General features: G+C 55.1%; 17 protein-coding genes. 9 read left to right on the plus strand and 8 right to left on the minus strand.

Translation table 11 applies throughout. The features are described 5' to 3' along the window. Nucleotides 1–154 precede the first annotated feature (154 nt). Complete coding sequence (locus tag B3M53_RS09095) at nt 155–451, minus strand: hypothetical protein (protein WP_286800108.1); 297 nt, start codon at nt 449–451, stop codon at nt 155–157. A 245-nt stretch (nt 452–696) separates the two neighbouring features. Between B3M53_RS09095 and B3M53_RS09100 the strand changes: the two genes are divergently transcribed. Beyond that, nucleotides 697–1,299, plus strand: a complete 603-nt coding sequence (locus B3M53_RS09100) for a hypothetical protein (RefSeq protein WP_286800109.1) — start codon at nt 697–699, stop codon at nt 1,297–1,299. 186 nt (nt 1,300–1,485) lie between these two features. Continuing rightward, a complete protein-coding gene (locus tag B3M53_RS09105; RefSeq protein ID WP_286800111.1) occupies nt 1,486–1,986 on the plus strand; it encodes an antirestriction protein ArdA in 501 nt (166 codons plus the stop codon). A 27-nt stretch (nt 1,987–2,013) separates the two neighbouring features. Here B3M53_RS09105 and B3M53_RS09110 read toward each other — a convergent pair whose 3' ends face one another. The 3 genes from B3M53_RS09110 to B3M53_RS09120 form a co-directional block, all read right to left on the minus strand. Further along, on the minus strand, nt 2,014–2,214 hold the full coding sequence (locus B3M53_RS09110) for a hypothetical protein (protein WP_286800114.1): 201 nt from the start codon (nt 2,212–2,214) through the stop codon (nt 2,014–2,016). A gap of 133 nt (nt 2,215–2,347) precedes the next feature. After that, nucleotides 2,348–4,429 carry a type IV secretory system conjugative DNA transfer family protein gene (locus B3M53_RS09115; RefSeq protein WP_286800116.1) on the minus strand — a complete coding sequence of 694 codons (2,082 nt, stop codon included), beginning with the start codon at nt 4,427–4,429 and terminating at the stop codon, nt 2,348–2,350. A 120-nt stretch (nt 4,430–4,549) separates the two neighbouring features. Continuing rightward, on the minus strand, nt 4,550–4,948 hold the full coding sequence (locus B3M53_RS09120) for a hypothetical protein (RefSeq protein ID WP_286800120.1): 399 nt from the start codon (nt 4,946–4,948) through the stop codon (nt 4,550–4,552). Between the two features lie 672 nt (nt 4,949–5,620). Here B3M53_RS09120 and B3M53_RS09125 point away from each other — a divergent pair. From B3M53_RS09125 to B3M53_RS09150, 6 genes are read left to right on the plus strand one after another with little or no spacing between them, the layout of a single operon-like run. Continuing rightward, the gene (locus B3M53_RS09125) at nt 5,621–6,541 is read left to right on the plus strand and encodes a restriction endonuclease (RefSeq protein ID WP_286800122.1); all 921 of its coding nucleotides are present in this window, start codon (nt 5,621–5,623) and stop codon (nt 6,539–6,541) included. After that, the gene (locus tag B3M53_RS09130; protein ID WP_286800125.1) at nt 6,541–8,547 is read left to right on the plus strand and encodes an N-6 DNA methylase; all 2,007 of its coding nucleotides are present in this window, start codon (nt 6,541–6,543) and stop codon (nt 8,545–8,547) included. Before B3M53_RS09125 ends, B3M53_RS09130 begins: the two co-directional genes overlap by 1 nt. Next, the gene (locus tag B3M53_RS09135) at nt 8,544–9,611 is read left to right on the plus strand and encodes a restriction endonuclease subunit S (protein WP_286800128.1); all 1,068 of its coding nucleotides are present in this window, start codon (nt 8,544–8,546) and stop codon (nt 9,609–9,611) included. The genes B3M53_RS09130 and B3M53_RS09135 overlap by 4 nt, the downstream gene beginning before the upstream one ends. Further along, on the plus strand, nt 9,608–12,823 hold the full coding sequence (locus B3M53_RS09140; RefSeq protein WP_286800130.1) for a type I restriction endonuclease subunit R: 3,216 nt from the start codon (nt 9,608–9,610) through the stop codon (nt 12,821–12,823). Before B3M53_RS09135 ends, B3M53_RS09140 begins: the two co-directional genes overlap by 4 nt. Beyond that, nucleotides 12,820–13,590, plus strand: coding sequence for a Hachiman antiphage defense system protein HamA (locus B3M53_RS09145; RefSeq protein ID WP_286800133.1), 771 nt, complete (start codon nt 12,820–12,822; stop codon nt 13,588–13,590). The genes B3M53_RS09140 and B3M53_RS09145 overlap by 4 nt, the downstream gene beginning before the upstream one ends. Beyond that, complete coding sequence (locus B3M53_RS09150) at nt 13,577–16,984, plus strand: DEAD/DEAH box helicase (protein ID WP_286800135.1); 3,408 nt, start codon at nt 13,577–13,579, stop codon at nt 16,982–16,984. The genes B3M53_RS09145 and B3M53_RS09150 overlap by 14 nt, the downstream gene beginning before the upstream one ends. 28 nt (nt 16,985–17,012) lie before the next feature. Here B3M53_RS09150 and B3M53_RS09155 read toward each other — a convergent pair whose 3' ends face one another. The 4 genes from B3M53_RS09155 to B3M53_RS09170 form a co-directional block, all read right to left on the minus strand. Further along, on the minus strand, nt 17,013–18,275 hold the full coding sequence (locus B3M53_RS09155; RefSeq protein ID WP_286800137.1) for a relaxase/mobilization nuclease domain-containing protein: 1,263 nt from the start codon (nt 18,273–18,275) through the stop codon (nt 17,013–17,015). Further along, nucleotides 18,272–18,715: a hypothetical protein gene (locus tag B3M53_RS09160; RefSeq protein ID WP_286800138.1), complete on the minus strand. Its 444-nt coding sequence runs from the start codon at nt 18,713–18,715 to the stop codon at nt 18,272–18,274. The genes B3M53_RS09155 and B3M53_RS09160 overlap by 4 nt, the downstream gene beginning before the upstream one ends. 411 nt (nt 18,716–19,126) lie before the next feature. After that, the gene (locus tag B3M53_RS09165) at nt 19,127–19,774 is read right to left on the minus strand and encodes a hypothetical protein (RefSeq protein ID WP_160093104.1); all 648 of its coding nucleotides are present in this window, start codon (nt 19,772–19,774) and stop codon (nt 19,127–19,129) included. Further along, entirely contained in the window at nt 19,771–20,031 is a 261-nt protein-coding gene (locus B3M53_RS09170) for a spike base protein, RCAP_Rcc01079 family (protein WP_160093103.1), read from the minus strand. Before B3M53_RS09170 ends, B3M53_RS09165 begins: the two co-directional genes overlap by 4 nt. Before the next feature lie 320 nt (nt 20,032–20,351). Here B3M53_RS09170 and B3M53_RS09175 point away from each other — a divergent pair, with 320 nt between their 5' ends. Further along, on the plus strand, nt 20,352–22,100 hold the full coding sequence (locus tag B3M53_RS09175) for a SulP family inorganic anion transporter (protein ID WP_286800143.1): 1,749 nt from the start codon (nt 20,352–20,354) through the stop codon (nt 22,098–22,100). Nucleotides 22,101–22,149: the final 49 nt, after the last annotated feature.

Raw genomic sequence — 22,149 nt, forward strand, 5'->3', positions numbered from 1 at the left:
TGCTCTACGCGATAGCCCTTGTAGCCAGCATATTCCCGGCAGCGTGTTTCTTGGCTTCCAAGGCCATCGCCGCGCGTCGTCTGTTTGACGTTCGACACACGGCAGTAGATCACTGCGATTCCGCCGGTTTCGCTTTTCTTGTTCGTTAGATTCATCATGGTGTGCTCTCCGGCGTTTCGAGCTGCTTGCGAGGTTTGTCCTCGCGTTCAGCCTCTTGGTTTTCTTTATCAGCCATTGCCAGAGTCGGCCCATCGATACCGAAGCCAGCGTCTACGAACAGAACCATCAGGTCCCAAACAGTTCGCATGAGCGTTAGCTTCTGCGTCTCGGTGAGGTCGAGTTGTGCAATGTGGTGAGCGTACGCTTCAGGATCGAAACGAACCTTGCGAGCCTCCTGATTAAAACCGTCAACGGTTGACGATTGCAGGATGTTCTTTTGATCGTCTGGCATCCTGAACTCCTTTCTTGTGTCTCACGCACGCGAAGGGGGCTCTATTTTTATTATGCCGTATACGGATTAAAAAGTCCAGCATTTTCAGGGCTTTCGGCCCTTTTTGTGCATAACTTATCCGGCATAAAAGCACCGTTTCGCAATGTTCGAACTCAAAATGCGGTGCTTATTGCGATGCGACAATTACCTGTCCCGATCAGAGGAAGAAGAGTCGGTTAACGCTCTGAGATTAAATAATATTTTCCATGGCAAACCGTTACATCACCCGCTCAAAACTGAGCAATGAACAGGTCGAAGCACTCCTTTGGGCGGTTTGCTCAAACTTTTCTGTGCCGATTGCCAGTGAGAATGCTGGTATTTCCGAGCGATCAGCCGCTGAAACCATGCGCAAGCTGCGTGATATGATTGCCCGGTCTGACACGCTATTTCATCAAATCGGCCTTCCGTCTGGCTGGCCTGACGATGACGATCCGCTTTGGCAGCGCCTTCACACTTGCGTATTTGACTGTCCGTCTGAAATCAGGGAAGCGTTCGAAGGGGTCGATGGTCCAGGAACAGCCCTTCTTGGCAACAGACGCCTTTGTTCAGCGTGCGAGTTTCTGCCGCTCGTCCAGCCGCGCCCCATGCTGCTCCGCACACTCCGGCATCTCAGAACGGAACAACGCGGCCTTCCTACAGGAAGCTTCAAATCGGTGTTTCTTACGGCATTGGTCTATGACCGTTTCCGCGACGTTGAACTCGACCGTGCCCTCAAAGACGATGAAGCCATGAAGCGATTGGGATCGACCCGGCGCAATCATATGACGATGATGTTCGAGGCATGTAAGCAAACGCTACGAAAAGCCTGAAAACCTCCTGTCAGCCGAGGCATAAGAGCCTGGGCAAAACCGTCCTCCGCTTTGAGATAACCGCATCCGTGGCGACTGGCAGGCCCACTGCAACCGACCTTCCGCACCAGTGACCGTGAAGGCAGTTGCAGCGTGCCTTTATTCCAGTCGCCCGAGCCTCCTGCGTTCAAAGCAAAGGAGGACAATATGCCCAACATTTATCATGCTACGCCCTACGACATTTCAGCGACGGGCTTCTATTTCGAAACGCTCGATGAGTGCCGCGAGCGAGCATCGCGACATCGCAACGAGTACGGCGATCCCGTCGAAGAATATGAGATTCAGTTCATTGATGGCGACAATTACGAGCTGTTCAAAGCGATCGGCGTGAACCAAGCAAATCTGCCGCTGTGGTTCGATCAATTTGAAGACCTCGACGAAGATGAGGCCGCCCGCGCCATATACCTCGCTGGATACGAATGTATCGCGCCGGAAGAGATCATCGATCGCCTGGACGAAGTGATGCTCTTCGAAGGCACGCTTCTCGAATACGCCGAGGATTACGTCGAGAGCACCGGGCTTCTTGACCAGCTACCAGAAAGCCTTCGCTACTATTTCGATGTCGAGGCCTTTGCCCGCGACATGCGCCTGGGCGGTGAAGTCACCGAACTGGAACTCGGCAATCGTCAATGGATCGTCCAGCTATAAGCTGGGCGACCCAATTCGAAAGAGAGGCTAAAGCCGTGGCAAACGGCTCAGCCGATTTCGAGCACTAAGCTCGTTCATGACGACATGCAGATTGTGCGCAATCGCTTGAGCAAGCTCTGAACCGCATTCGCTATTTGCCAGCTCTTCGGCGAGCAATTGATGCAGCGCTCGAAGCTGCGTTATCGGCATGCGGGCAGCTTCCGCCTTTGAAATGATTTGAAGAGACATCGCGTCGCTCCTTTACGTTTGTAATTGCGGCGACCGAACCGTTCGAGCACCTCGCCTGTCCCGCCACACAATTTTCAGGCAATGGGTGTCGATCGGTTCGGTTCAGCGCCGCGTATCCGTAAAGGTTGCGACGTTATGCGTCCCAGGGATTCAAAGGCTTGCTGGCCTTCGCTTGACGAAACCACCAATGTTTTCGAGCGATGATTGGATAGTTGTTCTCCACGAAGAGAATCTGCAAATCGCGGTGAAGCGTCATCATCTCATCTGCATATGCCAGCGGACGCTGCACATCGTCATACGAGATAGTTTTCGAGTGGCCCGTAGTGGACGAGCTGCTTGGGTAAGATGTGGTTGCCGATGAGGACGTTCCGAAGCTGATGGACCGCTTTTTCATCGTCGTCATGCCGGTCAAGTGTTCGGCGTATTTCGCCGTCTCATAGTCGCGGCTTCCAAAATACTGAAACACGCCCGCATTGCTGACGAATGTCTGCCAGCCCTTATCGCCGTAGAGGCGCATGAGCTGAGACAGGTCTTGTGTAACCGCCCAAAGCTGTACGCCAAGGCCCGCCATCGTCCCGAAGGCTGTCTCAATAATCTTCAGCCTTTCGAGGGCTGCAAACTCATCCAGAATCACGCGCACCGGCTCAGCGTCCGACTTCGCAGGGGTGCGGGTCAGATCGATCATGGCGCTTGAGATCATCAACCGAAGCCAGCGATTGAACGTCGAGAGACGATCGAGCGGCAGCACCAGATAAATCGTCGTTGGCGCATCGGCAGTTTTGAGATCAGAGAAGCGGAAATCAGACTTGGTCAGGCTGTCACGGATTTTCGGACTATCAAGAAAATGCGTGTTCGATTGCGCCGAGGAGATCACGCCTGAGCGCTCTTTCTCCGCCTTTTGGGCAATGCGGAAAGCGGCAGCACTTACCAGTGGGTGAGGTGAGACCGCCATCCGCATCAAAATCTCATCCATTGTGCCAGGAAGATTCTCATCTTCCGTATCCGCAGCCGGAGGCAGCGACAGGATATCCCGGACTCGGCCAAGCGTTCGGTTGCCCTCTTCTTCGGGAGCAACAACGACATAGAGTATGAAACCAGCAATCAGCGCTTTGGCCTCGTCGCTCCAAAATGGCTCCTTGTCGGTTGAGACAACGAGCGCGTCCGCGAGTTGCATCGCGTCCGATCCAAGGTCTGGATCATCTGCGCGAAGAGCATCCAAAGGATTGAATTGGGCATGGAAGCCCGCATCGGTCCCAGGACCAAACTTGTCAGCTTCTTGAGCGATACCCCACGGGTCTACAATCTTGATATTGTGACCCATCGCAGCGCGCTTTTCTGCCGTGCGCCGCGCATTCTCGCCTTTGGGATCAATGACGAGAATGGAGCCTTTTGACCGGAGAAGGTTCGGAATGATGGCGGCAGCGCCTTTACCCGTTCGCGTTGGCGCGACCGTCAAAGCGTGCATGTCGCCTCGATAGACGAGTGGGATGCCTTTCTCTTGCTCTTTGCCGAGGAAGAGACCGTCTCCCTTATCCATTGAGCCAATCAGGTCGGCCTCTGTGATGTCATTGAAGGTCGCCCATCGTGACGAGCCAAAGATGTCGGGTATTTCCGTCGGCGGTCTGATGACGAGCAGAAACTTTGCCGCCAGGGCAATGCCCGCGCTAAAGCCAGTGATGAAGGCCAGCATCGAGGCCATGGATGTTGTCGATGCAGAGTCACTTGTGTCTCCGATGAGGACGAGCAACGCGCACAGAACCACGAGCGCGACCCATCCATGTTTGTGAACAACCCAACGCCAAAAGGCGAGGATCGCGACCAATCCAACCCCGAGCACAAATCCGCCCATGAGGCTGCTTAACGTGAGGCCGCGCATTGGGTTCATGGCAGCGCCAAGATCACCGCCGCCGATTGGCATGCCATAGGCATCATATTGGACTTGATTGCCGCCGCTTTCTTCGCCGCTGAGACCAAAGCTCACGACGGCCACGGTGACGGCTACACCGAAGACAGCGAGCGCGCCCCACACGAGCCATTTGAGAAATGGTTTGGCATCTGCCTTAGCCTTCGGTTCAAGAGATGGTTTTGATCCTGGCTTGCTCCGAAGGTAGGCTTCCGTCGCTCTTTTTGCGCGAAGCTGTTTCGCTCGTTCTGGGTCGATAAAACCGTGTATGCCGTCCCATAGAGAGCGGAACCACGAAACTATTGGGTCCATCGTTTGGGCACTCCTCTTACGTTGAAAAACTGTCAACGTGTGTGAGTGCCGTTTATTATCGAAAGTTAAGCCAATCGCCCGTTTTGCGAAATTAGCCGCCAAAGCCCGCAGATTTTTTCACTAACGGTCGCGTTCTCGATCTTGCTCTTTGCCGCGTTGCAAAAGAGCCCGCATACGATCGCGTGCAGCGTCATCGCGTTCGGGCGCGGCATACTTTGGAGCTGGCCGGATAGTTTCGCCGCCCAGGCTCAACGAGGGTGGTCTGGGACGCGGCTTTTCCAGTTCGGGAAGTTCGGCTTCCTCTTCCTGCTGAGCCTCGTCATCCAGTTCTTGTGCAATGCGGTGAATATCAGAGTTCCGGCGATCAGCGACGCCCGATCGCCGATCATTGAGCCCTTCGAGCGCTTTCAAAAGGTCGCTCGACAGCTCCTCTTTTGGAGCGTCCGAAGCCTTCTCTTCGAAGGCATTTTTCGCCGCTCCTTTGTTCCGGGCGTGTTTCTCATCCCAGCTATCAGACACATCGCACTCCACGTCTCGATGGGAATCGACGTAGCACGGAAATCGTCAAAAGTGCAGTAAAGCCGAGTGTTTCGCGGTTTTCACCCGATTTGGACGCGTTTTTTGACGCGCAAGGTGTGCGTTGTACTACAACGCCGACCTTGCCAAAGGGGCTGCTGCGCCCCCTGTTGGATACCCCAAGCCTTGGCGCTGACCAGGTATTGAACCTACCCAGCACCATCCAATCGTATCGCCGATTGATCCCTCGTTAGAGGCGGAGAATGACCTCTCCCCTCCAACACCTCCCCATGTCCGAACAGCCTGCCGTTCGATCGCAGATCAAGGGAGCCTCCAAGCTCCCCCGATACCCCCATGGCCATGTCATGGAGACGACTTCATCGAGACCAACCGTGCGCCGTTTGGATGCCGCCAGCGTATCGCCGCTGAACTACTCGCAGGCACTTGGAGAGTTGCATCTCCACTCCTGCACCGCCAACCATGCACGAACGAATGGCCGTTCGATCACCATACACGGGCATCAAAATGCCTACTCGGCCCCAGCTCTGAGCGCCACAATGCCAATAACGTCTCGAACACACAGTGTCTCTTCTGATTAATGCATTGAAAAAATGTCAGAAATTGTCAATTATAGATTGAAATAACAACGAGCACTCGGATTGTGAGAATAATTGAATGATACCTGACTACCAGACATTGATGCTACCGGTGCTGCAATGCGCTGAGGGCGGACCGCTCCACACCAAAGATGCAATCGAACGTCTGGCCAAAAAGTATGATTTGAGCGCCGAAGAGCGTGCAAACCTCTTACCTAGCGGAAAGCAAAGAACGTTCGACAATCGGGTGAACTGGGCAAAGTCTTACCTCAAGCAAGCAGGCCTTGTTCGATATCCCAGCCGCGGTGTTTTCGAATTAACCGAAGAAGGCAGCCGGTTGCTCTCAACAGATATAACCCGCATCGATAACAACTTTCTCAGACGTTACGAATCTTTTCAGGCCTTTCAGAGTCGCAAGGGATCGACATCAGACGGTGACGATCAAGATGTTTCTGTCATCGAAAACTCGGATTCTACCCCGGACGAGATTCTTCGGGATGCCCATCGTAAGATAAATTCAGCACTAGCCGCAGAATTGCTTGAGCGCGTTCGATCATCACCGCCGGAATTCTTTGAGCTTTTGATAGTCGATCTGCTCCTAGCCATGGGATACGGCGGCACGTCGGAAGACGCGGCTCGTGCTCTTGGGCAGTCAGGAGATAACGGCGTTGACGGTGTCGTCGATCAGGACCCTCTTGGGGTTGATCAAATATATGTCCAGGCCAAGCGATACGCGGAAGGCAATAACGTGGGCGCGGGAGATATCCGTGATTTCTTTGGAGCACTGAATCTAAAGAAAGCTCAAAAGGGCCTATTCTTTACAACATCGGCATTTAGTCCAAGCGCCACTCAAACAGCAAAAGACTTGGGCATGCGGATTGTTCTGATCGATGGCATACAGCTGTCTAAACTTATGATTCGCTACAACATCGGATGCCGGGACGAAGAAGTCCTACACCTGAAGCGAGTCGATGACGAATTCTTCGAGACGGGGGCGTAATGGAGCACGTAGGAGAAATTGAGAAACGCTTGTGGTCAGTAGCTGACCACCTGCGTGCGAATTCAAACTTTGCGAGCAACGAGTATTTCCTGCCAGTCATGGGGCTGATCTTCCTGCGCCATGCCTACAGCCGCTTTTTGCGCGTTAAAGAAGAAATCGTTTCCACGCTCCCATCGCGTGGCGGGAAAACACGCGAGCCAACTAAAGAGGACTTCTCGCAGCGCGGGTCGATCTTCTTGAAGCCTGAAGCTCAATTCGATCATCTTGTATCCATACCTGACGGCGGCGATCGTGCTGGGGCAATCATCGCTGCGATGGAGAGCATCGAAGCGGATTATGAATCGCTTGATGGCGCGCTTCCTAAATCGGAATATCAGGAATTGGGTGATGACGACCTGGGCCAGCTCTTGCGCACGTTCAACGACCCAGCGCTTCAAAATGCCGACGGTGATGTATTCGGGCGCATCTACGAATATTTCCTAACCCAGTTCGCCGACCAAAAAGCGCATGATGGCGGTGAATTCTTCACGCCGGTTTCCATCGTCCAAACCATCGTGAACATCATCGAGCCTGATCACGGCAAGATCATTGACCCGGCTTGCGGCTCCGGCGGTATGTTCGTTCAGTCCGCACACTTCATCGAAAAGATGAAAGCCAACCCAAGTGACCGCGTCACGTTCTATGGGATGGAGAAAAACCCGACGACGATCCGCCTTGCTAAAATGAACCTCGCGGTTCACGGGCTGGAAGGTGATATCAGCAAGGCGATCTCCTATTATGAGGACCCGCACGAATTGCTCGGCCAGGCTGACTTCGTGATGGCTAATCCGCCCTTCAACGTGGATGAGATTGACGCCGAGAAAATCAAGAACGACCCACGCCTATCGTTCGGCCTACCAAGCGTGAACAAGGCGGGGAAGGTTTCGAACGGCAACTATGTCTGGATGTCGTTCTTCCATTCATACCTGTCAGACACGGGCCGTGCAGGCATCGTGATGTCCTCTCAGGCCTCGTCTGCCGGAGGCGGTGAAGCCAAAGTCCGTGAAGCGATGATCAAGACGGGCGATGTCGATGTCATGGTCACCATTCGTGGCAACTTTTTCTACACGCGCTCTGTGCCGTGCGAGCTGTGGTTCTTCGACAAGGGCAAGCCGGAGCATCTCAAAGACAAGGTCCTGATGATCGATGCGCGCAACATCTACCGCAAAGTCACGCGCAAGATTTATGACTTCACACCAGAGCAACAGCAGAACATCACATCCATCGTTTGGCTATATCGGGGGCAAACCCATAGGTACTTGGAGCTGGTCGAGAGCTATCTCGACACAGCCTTCTCGGAAATGCGGGCTTGCGATTTCAGTGAGTTCAACACGGCACTGAAAGCCGTCGTCGATGCGCACAAAGATGATGAACTCACCAAGCTCGCCGAAACTGTCGCTAGCGATATCGAAGCATTCCAATCGGCGGCAAAATCAGCTTTCGATAGTGGCTGGAATGGCGCAGCGCGCGACAACGATGGGCTCAAAGCATCTGCAGACGCGCTGGCACCGGTGGCGGATCAAGCCAAGTCTCTGATCAAAGAATGGGATCACCTCTCCAAACTCGCGACCCGCGTGCATGACTCCGATGTCGCGAACGGGATCAAGCCAGCCGAAGGGAAGAAACGCCTGATCGAGCTGGACGAAGCGCGAAAGGCGGTCGCTGAGCATCTTAAAGAGGCGCGCTATTTCCACACCCAGGCCGAATGGCTGCAAACGCGCTTCCCCGATGCCGAGCTTTGCAATGTGGAGGGCCTGGTGAAACTCGTCAGCCATGAGGAGCTAAAGACGAATGATTGGAGCCTCACCCCAGGCCGCTATGTGGGTGTTGCCCCGGAAGAGGAGGATGAAGACTTCGACTTCGAGGAAGCGCTTAGGGACATTCATATTGAGATTGACGGCCTCAATTCTGAAGCCGTTCAGTTAGCGGAAACGATCAAAAAGAACCTTGGAGATCTGATCGTATGAGTTGGCAATCAATTTCAGTGAAAGAATCTCTCGCAAAGATTAAGCGGGCGGGTAAGCTTCAAAAATCGCAGTATTTAGAAAACGGTCCATTTCCTGTCATTGATCAGGGGGAAGGACAAATTGCGGGATACAGTGATAATGAGGAGATTGTTCAGAAGTCGCCATTGCCGCTAGTGGTGTTTGGGGATCACACTCGTCGTGTGAAATTGGCTACAGAGCCATTTGTTTGTGGAGCCGATGGCACGCAGCTTCTCTACCCGAATACAGAAGATATTGATCCTGTATTTTACTATTATGCTATCAAAAACATCGATTTATCGAACTATTTCTATGCGCGGCACTTCAAATTCCTCAAGGATCAAGAGTTTCAATATCCGGACCTAGCTTCACAGAGGCGCATCGTATCGGTCCTATCTGCGTATGATGACCTAATCGAAAACAATCGTCGGCGAATTGCGTTGCTAGAGGAGACGGCACGGCTTCTTTATCGCGAGTGGTTCGTCCATTTCCGCTTCCCTGGCCACGAGCACGTGAAAATCGTCGATGGCGTTCCTGAGGGGTGGTTGCCAAAAACCATCGGGGAACACTGCCCACTGGTTTACGGAAAAGCCTTGAAGGCTGATTCTAGGGTTCCCGGTGAATGCGACGTCTTCGGCTCGAGCGGCATTGTTGGGAGTCACAATAAAAAATTTGTTTCGGGTCCTGCCATCGTCGTCGGCAGAAAGGGAAACGTAGGGAGTATTTTTTGGGCACGAAGAGATTTTTGGCCAATCGACACGGTGTACTACGTCGCGCCTGAAAACTGTGACTTCTTCACATACTACGCGCTTCAGCACGTAACATTTATCAATACGGATGTGGCAGTTCCCGGATTGAATAGAGATTTCGCGCATAGTCGGGAATTGCTCATACCAACAGAAGCCCTGCTTGAAACTTTTCACAGTCACGTTGAGCCCATACAGGCACAAATTGGCCTCCTTGAACGTCAATCGACAGAACTGTCGAAAGCACGCGACCTCCTACTTCCCCGCCTAATGAATGGTCGATTGGAGGTGACGGCATGAACGGCTTCACCGAAGATCGACTGGCGCAGGAAACGCTCTCAGATTATCTAGTTAATGATCTGAAGTGGGATGAGAGTGTTCTGGCCTTCAACGCCGAGACTTTCGGCCCCGAAGGCATGCTTGGTCGCCAATCTGATCGTGAAGTCATTCTCACCCGATACCTTGGGGAAGCTTTGGTTCGGTTGAACCCTGGCTTGCCTGATGAAGCATACACCTATGCGCTTCATCAGATCACCGACACGCTTGGTTTCCAGTCTGCTGTTCAGACCAATCAGGAGAAGTACGAGCTGATCCGTGATGGCGTGCTGGCGAGCTATCACAAAGACGGTGAGATCAAGAAAAGCCGCCTGAAGGTCTTCGACTATGACGATCCGAGCAACAATCATTTCCTCTGTGTGCGGGAAATGTGGATCAGCGGGCCAAACGGCCATCGCCGCCGCCCCGATATCATCGGCTACGTGAACGGCCTGCCATTGATGTTCGTCGAGCTGAAGCGGCCCGACAAATCTCTACGCCGCGCCTATGACGACAATTTCAAAGATTATCTCGATACCATCCCGCAGCTTTTCCACTTCAACGCCTTCGTGGTGCTGGCCAATGGCGTTGAGGCGAAGATCGGCTCGCTCTCCGCAAAGTATGACCATTTCAGTGATTGGAAGCGCCTGGCTGAGGGCGACAAAGGCGTCGTCCAGATGGAAACGCTCATCAAAGGTGTTTGTGAGCGCGCGAACTTCCTCGACCTGTTTGAAAACTTCATTTTGTTCGACGATAGCTCGGGCAAGTTGATAAAGATCGTCGCGCGGAACCATCAATATCTCGGTGTAAATCGTGCGCTCCAGTCGGTCATAGACCGCAAGAAGCGCGACGGGAAACTCGGTGTGTTCTGGCACACCCAGGGCTCGGGCAAGTCCTATTCAATGGCGCTTTTCGCGCAGAAGGTACGCCGCAAGCTTGGCGGTGATTTTACCTTCCTTGTGCTGACCGACCGCACCGATCTCGACAACCAAATTTACAAAACCTTCGCGGGCGTCGGCCTCGCTAATAATGAGAAAGACCCATGCCGCGCCGATAGCGGCGAGGAGTTGAAGGCGCTTCTAAGCCAGCAAAAAGCATTCGTGTTCTCACTTGTTCAAAAGTTCAACAAGGAGATTGGCGAAGGCGAAGAATACTCCACGCGCGACAATATCATCGTGATGACGGACGAGGCGCACCGCACCCAATACGGCACGCTCGCGATGAACATGCGCGATGCCTTGCCGAATGCGAGCTATATCGGATTCACGGGAACGCCGCTGTTTAGCAGTGATGAGATCACCAAGAAGGTGTTCGGTGGATATATCTCCACTTATGACTTTCAGCGCGCCATCGAAGATAATGCGACTCTGCCGCTCTATTATGATGCGCGCGGCGACAAGCTAGGTCTGACGGCAGAAGGACTTAATGAGAAGCTCGCAGAAGCGATTGCAGAGGCTGAAACTTCTGATGCCAACGTTGCCGCCAAGCTCGAAAATGAGCTGAAGCGCGAATACCATGTGGTAACGGCGGAAAAGCGTTTACGGCATATCGCGGAGGATTTCGCCGCTCATTATTCGACGAACTGGGAAACCGGAAAGGCGATGTTTGTCAGCATCGACAAAATCACAGCCGTTCGGATGCATGACTACATCGAGGAAGCCTGGAGCGAACGGATCAAGTTTCTTGAGGCAGAGCTGTCGAATGCGCGTGATGATCAGGATCAGGCTCTGCGAGAACGCCAGATCGCCTGGATGAAAGAGACCGAGATCGCCGTCGTCGTAAGCGACGAACAAGGCGAAGTCGATAAGTTCCGCAAATGGGACCTGGACATTCGACCTCATCGGAAGCTTATGAAAGAAGGTTTCTTGCTTGAAGATGGCAAGCGACTTGATGTGGATAGCGCCTTCAAGCGGGAGGATCATCCGTTCCGCGTGGTGATCGTTTGCGCGATGTGGCTGACCGGATTCGATGTGCCATCGCTATCCACGCTTTATCTCGACAAGCCGTTACAGGCGCACACGCTGATGCAGGCAATCGCTCGTGCGAACCGCGTGAAAGAAGGCAAGAATAACGGCCTCATCGTCGATTACTGCGGCATTCTGAAGAACCTTCGGAAAGCGCTTTCCACTTTCGCCGGTCACAAAGGTGACGGCGAGATGGATGGCGAGGGAGCCCCCGAAACCGATCCACTACATCCCGAAGAAGAGCTACTTGGCGAACTCGGTGAAGCCATCACGCTCGTTCGTGAGCAACTCTCAGAACGCGACTTCGACCTAAGCCGCTTGATCAATGAAACAGGCTTCGCGCGCAACAAGGCCATCCTGGACGCCAAGGAAGCGGTCAACGTTGATGATGAAACCCGCAAGCGTTTCGAGATTTCTGCGCGGTCTGTCTTCAGAAAGTTCAAAGCCTGTCTGACATTTGAAGGCGTTAAAACCTATCGCTCAGACAGCGAAGCGATCAACTTCCTTTACAAAACACTCCAAGAGGATCGCGACCAGGCGGACACCTCAGCCATCATCCAGAAGCTGAACGCGATCGTGAGCGATGCTGTCGATGTGAAGGAAGACAAGGACTCGGACGACAAGATTTTTGATATCTCGAAAATCAATTTTGAGCTGCTCCGCAAAGAATTCGCGAAAAGCGAAACGAAACGATCAGACGTTCAGGACGTAAAGTCCGTGATCGAAAAACGGCTTCAGAAGATGCTCGCTGAAAACCCGCTGCGGACCGATTTTCAGGAACGCTTCGATGAGATCGTGCGCGAGTACAACAAGGAAAAAGACAAGAACACCATCGAGGCGACGTTTGAGGCGTTGATGCGCCTCACAGCCGAGATGAGCGAAGAAGAACATCGCTATGTCAAAGAAGGCCTGGAGAACGAGCAACAACTCGCCGTGTTCGACCTTCTGCTGAAGCCTGACCTCTCCAAGGCCGATATTAAGAAGATCAAAGGCGTCGCCGTTTCATTGCTGCGTGAACTCGAAACGCAGATGCGCGATATACAGGATATCTTCACGAAGACGGCTACTCGCGACCGCTTCAAGCAGACTATTTACGATTTCCTATACGATGATCGTACGGGATTGCCTGTCGATGTGTATAGCGAGGATGATCTCCACGGCAAAACAGATCGCCTATTCCAATTTTTCGAGCAGCGCTGGCCAAAACGATCACAAATTATGGAGCACGCATGATTGAAGACTGGCTGGACATTGAGGAGGCAGATCATGGTGAACGGAAACGCCTGTATATGCTTGTCGAGAAAGAAGGTGGCCGCGCTGCTGTTCAGTCCGACCTGATCGACCGTGTCCGCAGTCATTATGACGACCCCAAAAACATTGCTAACGACATAGAAGACCTTGGCTTTCCGGGAGCTGCCAGCATCCTGCGTGAGCGATTGCCCCGAGATGCCAAGAAGCGTTCGGGTGAAGTCGGCGAAATTCTGGCTACCGAATTCATTGAGCACCAGACCAGCTTTCGCATTCCGTTTCGTCGACTGCGATACAAGGATAGTCGAGAAATGCCGCTGCGTGGGGACGACTTCCTCGGCATTGAGCAAGCGGACGGACGCCTAAGGTATTTGAAAGGTGAGTCGAAGAGTGGAGTTAACATGGGCGGTGGTGTCATCACCGAAGCCCGAACCAGACTTGGGTACGATGATGGGCGACCTACCCCGATATCACTTCTGTTTATTGCCGATCGGTTGCTTCAGGGCTCCGAAGCCGACCAAGCGCTTGGCCGGTTAATTCGGAACGAATTGGGACGAGGGGCAATCCGCGCCAAGGACGTAACACATGGTCTATTCACACTGACTGGCAACGACCGTCGCGCCGAACTCGAAATCGATCTTGATGACGCACCAAATGGTCACGGTCATGTGTCGGTGAACCTGAGAATTATTGATCATCAGGAATTCATCGCCTGGATATACGAAGAGGCGGAGAACCTTGGAGACCATTGACGAACTTCACGAATTCATAGGTGCTTTTGGGCAGCCGAATATTCGCGGGCGACTGCTTGCCCGAGGTGAAGCCCGCGCAATCATCAGGCGACAAGGACAACTACCCGAAGGCGCGCCGCCTTTTGCAGTCACCCTCGATACCGATCTTTCCGAATATGGCTTCTCGCTGTTGCGAGCTTCGCTCGCGTTGCGCGAAGGCCAAGAAGGTGACGCGGACATCTATCGCGACGGCTTTCTAAAAGCCGGAAATGCCTTTGAAGCACTTGTAAGAAATGGTTTGCCCGAGATGCCTCAGCGCGGGTTTTGGCGTGTGATGGGCGCAGCTTCCTATCATCTGGCTGGATATGCCGCGATGGCATACTCGCTCATGAGCCAAGCCGAGGAAGATGCAAACCTCGCTCCGGCTGAGCGCGCTATTGTTAGTTTGCTGCTGAGTGACCTCGGAACGTTGCGCCAGGAGGCTGAGGCGTGGCTACGCAATCCGGAACATAGTGACGATGCTGTTCAAGCCGAATTGGAGGATGACGAGGGCGATTTCGATGACGCGTTCTCGACCATCCTCACAACGTCTGTTTTCCGCGCGTTCGCTTTCTTCGAGTTCGCACTACTGACGGGCGATGATGTGATGCGGGTTGAAGCCGTGTCGATCCTGAACCGCGGTCTGCGTGTCGCGCGAAAACTTGGCGCGGTGCCCATGTGGTGGATCATACGGGTCGCAATCAACCTGATTGACGATTTGTGGTCCAACAGCCTTCACCGTGTCTTGCCTGAGGAAGGGCCTAATGGGGCGGGCGGCTATGCCGATCTACGCGAGATGTTCCTCGCCTCTCTTTATGCCCGCAAGACCGCAGAAGTGGAGCTTTGGCCCTCACAAATCGGTGCTGCGCGGCGAGCCACCGATTTGACCGACGATCTTGTTGTTGCTCTTCCGACCAGCGCTGGAAAAACCCGCGTTGCAGAAATCTGCACTCTAATGTCGCTCAGTTCGGAAAAGCGTGTGTTGCTCGTCACGCCGCTACGGGCACTTTCAGCGCAAACAGAACGGTCGTTTAGGAAGACTTTCAGTCCTCTCGGTTTTTCTGTTTCGTCGCTTTACGGAGCGAGCGGAGCGATGCCGGGAGATCAGGACGCGTTGCGTTCGCGCGACATTGTGATTGCAACACCGGAGAAGCTGGACTTCGCACTGAGGAGTGATCCGCAGTTGCTCGATGATATCGGTTTGATCGTGCTCGATGAAGGACATCTGATTGGACCAAGTGAACGCGAACTCCGCTATGAAATCCTCGTTCAAAGACTTCTTCGACGACAGGACGCTGATCAGCGGCGTATTGTCTGCCTGTCCGCAATTCTGCCGGATGGCGAGCAACTCGACGATCTGACGGCGTGGGTCCGCAGTGATGCGGACGGGGAACCGGTAAAGTCAGGTTGGCGTCCTACCCGCCAACGCTTTGGCATCCTTGCGTGGGGTGGACAGGGAGCGCGCCTGACTTTCGATCTCGACGATGACGGACCGTTCATCCACAACTTCGTCACCGAGCAGCCTGCCATTGCTCCACGCAGAACGCCTTTCCCAAAGGATAATCCGGAACTCACCATTGCTGCGGCATGGCAGTTCGCAGGGGAAGGAAAGCGCACGTTGGTGTTCTGCACGCAGCGTGATCACGTGGAGAGCTATGCGAAACGCATAGTCGATCTCGCACGGCGTGGTTTTATCGCTCCGCTACTTGAGGACGAAGACGCGATTGAGCGAGCGAAATCAGTCGGGGCCGAGTGGCTTGGTGCAGAACATCCAGCCGTTAGGTGCCTCGAGATCGGTGTCGCTATTCACCATGCGCGACTTCCGAATCCATTCCTCCGCGAAGTCGAACGACTACTCAACGAAGGTGTTTTGACTGTTACCGTCGCATCACCGACGCTAGCCCAAGGTCTAAACCTAAACGCAGCAGTCCTGCTTGTTCCGACTTTGTATCGTGCCGGAACTCCGCTCACGGGAGAAGAATTTGCAAACGTGGCAGGTCGGGCCGGTCGGGCATTCGTTGATCTTGAGGGGCTTGTTATTCACGTCATGTTTGAGCCTCTGCGTTGGCGCAGACAGGCGTGGCGTGAACTAGTGAATGCTTCAAAAGCACGAACGCTCGAAAGCGGCCTTATTCAGATCGCTAGTGAGATTCTCAATAGGTTAGCCCGCAACGGCACGCTAAATCGCGATGACGCGTTCGAGTATCTCGCCAATAATCGTGATGCGTGGGACGTCAATGTGGATGAAGAAGACGACGAACCTTTCGAGCTTCTCGTCGAAAAGCTCGATCACGCAATTCTTGGCCTCGTCGAAGCCCTTGACGCTGACGAAGCAGATCTACCACAGCTAATTGACCAGGCGCTCAACGGATCGCTCTGGGCACGTCAGCTTGCTCGCCGTGGTGACGACTTACGAGAACGTCAGCTTAAGTTATTCAGGTCGCGCTCGGGACTCATTTGGTCTCAAACAACTGTGGAGCAGAGGCGCGGGCATTTTGCTATGGGGGTTGGACTTGAATCCGGATTGACGCTTGATGCGATGGCAGACGGTCTTGCTGTGCTGCTCGATCAGGCCGACGCGGCAGCTCTACCGGGTGACGCCGAAATCCTAGTTGCATCGCTTACGGCACTGGCGGAACGCTTGCTCGCGATCCGACCCTTCGTGCCGGATGACCCGATGCCGAACGACTGGCGCGACACTCTCGCTTCGTGGATATCGGGAACGCCGGTGCGTGAGATCGGTCCGGATAACATGCGCTTCATTGAGGACGTATTCACTTATCGTCTTGTGTGGGCGCTGGAAGCCCTCCGCACTCGACGCGTAGCCCTTGGCTGGCAGCCGGAGATCATTGCCGGGACCGCAGCAGCCTGTCTCGAAACTGGTCTTCCGCGATACACAATGGCGATGCTCGTTCGCGCCGGACTTCCTTCAAGGGCGGCAGCGCTCACCGCGATAAACGATCAGGAGCCGGTGTTCGTTGACAACGACGGCCTTGTTGCTTGGCTTGAAACCAACGAAATTGCCGCACTTACAGATGCCGGGGAGTGGCCAACACCCGTCACAAATGACATCTGGACAGCATTCAGGGCAGACATGCTGAATCGCACCAGTCAGCGTTGGACTTCCCGTGAATGGCGCAGAAATGTTGATCCGACAACACGTCAAATCGCGCCAATCCCTGATCGGCCATATCGTGTCGAGGTCAACGAAGGTGACAGTTCTGTGTGGGTGCTAACGCCAGATTTCAGCCGAGTTCTCAGGTTGGAAAAAAAGCTTACTAACCCGCATCCAAGCGTCTTAAATGCACGTTTTGAAGATGGCAGTGATCAAGTTGTGATCCGTCGATTGGGGCGGGCGCGAGCAATATGGGATTAGTTGCAGAAGATCGATATACCTCAGGCTCCTAACCTCTTTCGCGCTCGCGTAGGGTACGATCTCGGCGCATCTTCAATAGGTTGGAATGCATTTGTTCGTATCTGCGTTGCTCACTAGTGAGAGAAAGTTTCAAGTCGGCCTGGCGTCGATGCTGTTGTTTCTGTTCACGGTTCAATTCGCGGCGCTGCTCCAAATGCTCGAAGATAAGCGCGTCTCGTTCAGAGCGGTCACGCATCACGCACTGCCAAGCCTCAAGTTCATTTTGCTTTTTGATCCGACGCTTTTCCCCACGAAGCATGTCCCACACACCAGCGATCCCAGAAAGATAGCGATCCTGCCGTCTTTGGGCTTCGGCAGTCCTGCGCTTGCGATGACGTTCTTGTAGCGCCCTTCTCTCCGCACGTTGCACGCGGACAAGCTCTTTCCGTTGCTTGTTTAGAGCCTCACGCTCCAATCTCGCTTTGGCGCGCCGTTCAGCTTCCAGGCGTTGCATCGCCGGTGTCATGGCCAATGCGATCTCGGCCTTAGCCGCCTCGACGCTTATTAAAGTGGCAGAAGGCCCGACCTTTTCGCGAACGACCTTCGTTTTGATGCCAAGCCACTTGGGAAGTGAATAAATCTCGCAGTCCCGATCAAGGACAACAAAGCCGCGTCGGTCGCCCTTAGCGAGGGTGAAACCCCTTTCTTCGAGCGCTTGCATCAATGCCGACTTGGAATCGGAAATTGCCCAGGCATCTTGCAGCGCAGATTTGATTGCTCGCGGGTCCTTTCCAACGCGCCTTGCCTGTTGCCATTCGGCGAGCGAGAAGTTCTTCGGGTCACGAGCGTCGCGATCAATCAGGCCGGAGGGCAACACCCATCCATGCTCCCTGTAGATTTCGCGGGATACGTCTCTCAGCTTCCGATGAGAGTGAGAAAGCTGGATCGCTTTCATGTTGATGGTATCGATCCGGCTCCACACAGCATGAGCATGACGACGACCATTCTTCTCGTGAAAGACGATGGCACGAGGCTGACCTTCCAGCCCAAGCTTTTTCTCGACTTTATCGATCGCGGCCTCAAACTCTGAAACAGCTACCAATTCTTTTTCGGGTGGATTCAGGCTCAGCGAGAACAAAAACTGTTTGCAGCGCGTGCCCTTGCTGATCGCTTGCGCTTCGCCAAAAGCGCCCATCAGGTCATCGGCCACAAAACCGCGGAGCTCATAAAGCTCGATGTGATCATTCTCCTCTTTCATGAGGTGTACAGCCAAGTCTTTCGCGCCGCCGCGTTGATTGCCATTGAGGATCATGACGGCCCCTCAGTGCCCGTCCGAAGTGCCCTCATGAGTTCGTCGCGCATCGTCTGGATATCAGCGCAAGCGCTTACAAGCTCAGCTTCGAGATCAGGCCCCATAGGCAACGTGCCGTTGTTGATGCCTTTTGCGATTTGATTGAGGTTGGAGGCGAGACGTGAATTGCCCAAAATGCTTAGCGCTCTCGCTAGGGCTATGCGATCAACAGTTGGCCTGCGTTGGCGCGACTTACGCGGCGCTGCATCATCGCCGAACAGGTGCTTTCTGATATACGCGCCGAGCGACATGCCATTGGCCATGTGTTCCAGCTTAGCGCGCTCTCCAACGGTCAAACGCAGGGAGAATGGCGGTGCGGGCTTGGATTTGTCTTGCTGCGCCGCAGCGGCCTTGAAACGGGCGCTAACGCCCATCTTCGCTGCTTTCTCTAGGCCGCTCATAGCTGCGGCCCCTTCGGCTTCTGAGGGATAGCCTGGAAGTCTATCTCAGAGTGTTTGAGTTGGTGCTCCCAATCCTGTAGTGTTTCAAATAGCGCGTTCGAAGAATTACCTTCAAGGCGCGCCAGTCTCTCTTAGTGCTCAAGCGCCTTCGCGCTTTCGCTCCTCACTGACGCTGCGGGCGGCTGTTCGCCTTGCGAACCGTCACGGTTCGAATTTGACCGACGATACCGCACTACTCTGAAGACAATAGAATTGACGCACTGAGCCTGCTTACCTTTTGCAGCAGATGTCAATTTGCCTAGCAAGTACGTAACAGCCCCTCACTCCGCGACGATTCACAACAAAATGTTGAGCAAGTACAATGGCGAAGCACTGTCTCAACCATGCTTCATCACCGCTTTCGGCCTACGTTCACAATAGTGAACCCACTAGTGAGTCACTTAACCGCCCGTGCCATAGGGTGAGTCTGTGGATGACCCCATTCAAAGGCAGACTAGCGTTAAAGCTGCCAATCTCAAACAAGCCCAAATAAGGCGGAGCAACCGGGGTGCCGGCGGCTGCGCTGCCGCCTGTAACGGCCAAACTCCCTTCCCCCGTTTTGACGCCAAGGATCGCGCTGTAGCGAGCGTACGTGTTGACCGCTGAAGCGGTCGTGAATGTCTCACTACCGTCGCGTGTCACGCGCGTTGACACTGCTGCGCGCGTAGTCAGCATGGCGATGCGGTCCGCCAGTGATCCGCCATGCAAGATCACCAGATAACCCACGCCCTGTGCGCCCGGCGTTTCGGTCACATCGGCCCGGATCGTCAATCCCTCGTCTGGGCTCCTGACCCAAGCGGGCAGGGCCGCCCGCCACGCCGTTGCACCGTTGCAAACCAGACCGTCACCGTTGATCAGCGGCGCACCTGCCGTCCAGCCTGGCAGATCCTCGGGGCCGTTCAATGAACTCCCGGCCCAATAGCGCCCAGCTTCAAAGTCGAGATCGAGCGCTGCGCCGGCGAGCACCCAGCGCGGACGTGGGTCACGCCTCAACGCGTCAGCGGACAGCGCCAGTCTCATGCCAGCCCCACAAGGCCTGAGGCCGTGGTCGCCGTCGCTAGTACGCGCCGCGCGCGGACGGCATACTGCACGCCCGGCAACAACCCGGGCAAAGTCACAGTGTCGCCGCCGACCATCACCACCGCCACATCCCCGGCGCCAGCGATCATGAGTCCGCGGGTAGGACGGACCAGATCGGCAGCGTCGTCAGGCGTGATCGTGAAGGCGTAGGCGGGTGGGCTGTCGAGTCCGGCGGCTCTGCTGGAAGAATCCGTCATGATGTTCTCCTGATTGAAGGGACAGCAAGCGTAAGCGCGATTGAACCCGGGTCGGATAAAGTCCCGCTCTGAATTGACCGGCTAGATCCGTTCAGTGCGCCGCGCCTTACTAGTCGCTCTCGCGAAGATGCCCGTTACAAGAGGGACAACCCTGACGCTGAGGCCTAAGAAGACGCATGAGCGTTGACAGGTGCTTAGGTGCGGCTTTGATGTTTCAGGCACTGGCAGGCTGACATAGTCTTCGGGTGGGACGTTATGTGACTGGCACAGGCCACGCCTTGGACGACCCGGCGAACCCATTTGAGAGGCAAGGCTGACCCATGGCCAGTTTCAAACGCTATTTCCCGATCTTCGACTGGGGTCGCACGTATGACAAAGCGGCGCTTGGGCATGATCTGACAGCTGCGGTGATCGTCACCTTGATGCTGATCCCGCAATCGCTCGCTTACGCCTTGCTGGCCGGACTGCCGCCTGAAGCGGGGATTTACGCGTCCATCGCCCCCATCCTACTGTACGCCCTGTTCGGCACCAGCCGGGCGCTGGCGGTCGGACCTGTCGCCGTGGTGTCTTTGCTGACCACCTCCACCATCGGCCAGGTGGCTGAAGCCGGAACCGCCGGCTACGCCGCAGCGGCGCTGACTCTGGCCTTCCTGTCAGGCGGCTTTCTGGTCGTGCTGGGACTATTGAGGCTGGGTTTCCTTGCGAACTTTCTCAGCCATCCGGTCATCGCCGGCTTTATCACCGCCTCCGGCGTTCTGATCGCCGCAAGCCAGCTCAAACATGTGCTGGGCGTATCGGCTGAAGGCCATACCCTGATCGAGATGATCCTCTCGCTCGTCGCCCATGCCGGCGATGTGCATGGACTGACGGCTGCGATTGGTTTCAGCGTGATCGCAGTCCTGTTCGGGGTGCGCTCGGGGTTAAAGCCCGTGCTGGTCAGGCTCGGCGTGAATGTGCGTCTGTCAGATTTCATCACCAAGGCCGGGCCCGTCGTGGCGGTGGCGGCGACCACCGCCCTCGCCTGGGGGTTTGATCTTGAAGCCCGCGGCGTCGCGCTGGTGGGCGACGTGCCCCAGAGCCTGCCGCCCCTGACCGCGCCGGATTTGTCGCTGGAGCTGATGCGCGCCCTGTTCATTCCCGCGGTCCTGATCTCGATCATCGGCTTTGTGGAATCGGTCTCGGTGGCCAAGACGCTCGCCGCCAAAAAGCGCCAGCGCATTGACCCCGACCAGGAGCTGATCGGACTGGGCGCGGCCAATCTCGGCGCGGCGTTCACCGGCGGATATCCGGTCACCGGCGGGTTCGCCCGATCCGTGGTCAATTTCGACGCCGGGGCGCAAACCCCAGCCGCCGGCGCGTTCACAGCGATCGGCCTGGCGCTCGCCGCGATCTCTCTGACCCCGCTGATCTATTTTCTGCCCAAGGCGACCCTGGCGGCCACGATCATCGTCGCGGTGCTCAGCCTGGTGAATTTCTCGATCCTGAAGTCCACATGGCGCTACTCCACCTCTGACTTCATCGCCGTATTCGCCACCATTTTGCTGACCTTGTCGCTGGGCGTAGAGGTGGGCGTCGCGTCCGGCGTGGTTCTGTCGGTCCTGTTGCACATCACGAAGACCTTCAAACCCCATATCGCCGAAGTGGGGCGCGTACCGGGCACCCAGCACTTTCGCAACATCCACCGCCACGCCGTGGAGACCACGCCCTCTCTCTTGACGCTGAGGATTGATGAAAGCCTGTACTTCGCCAACGCCAACTTCCTTGAGGACATGATCCTCAACCGGCTGAGCCGGGACGCCCAGACGATCCGTGATGTGGTGCTGATGTGTTCGGCGGTGAACGAGGTGGATTATTCGGCGCTGGAGACACTGGAAACGCTCAACACCCAATTGTCGGAGATGGGCGTCCGGCTGCACCTGTCAGAGGTCAAGGGCCCGGTGATGGACAAGCTCAAGGACACGCATTTTCTCAAAGCCCTGAGCGGTGAGGTTTTCTTGTCCCAGCATGACGCCTGGGCGGCGCTCAGTGGGGGCGAAGCGGAGGCGAGACCATCAGGTCCGCAAGCCTGACCATGCCTGAAACCGCAGCGACGCGCCCGACTGGCGAGCCCTGCAAACA

Source organism: Oceanicaulis sp. UBA2681, assembly GCF_002354675.1.
GTDB lineage: Bacteria > Pseudomonadota > Alphaproteobacteria > Caulobacterales > Maricaulaceae > Oceanicaulis > Oceanicaulis alexandrii.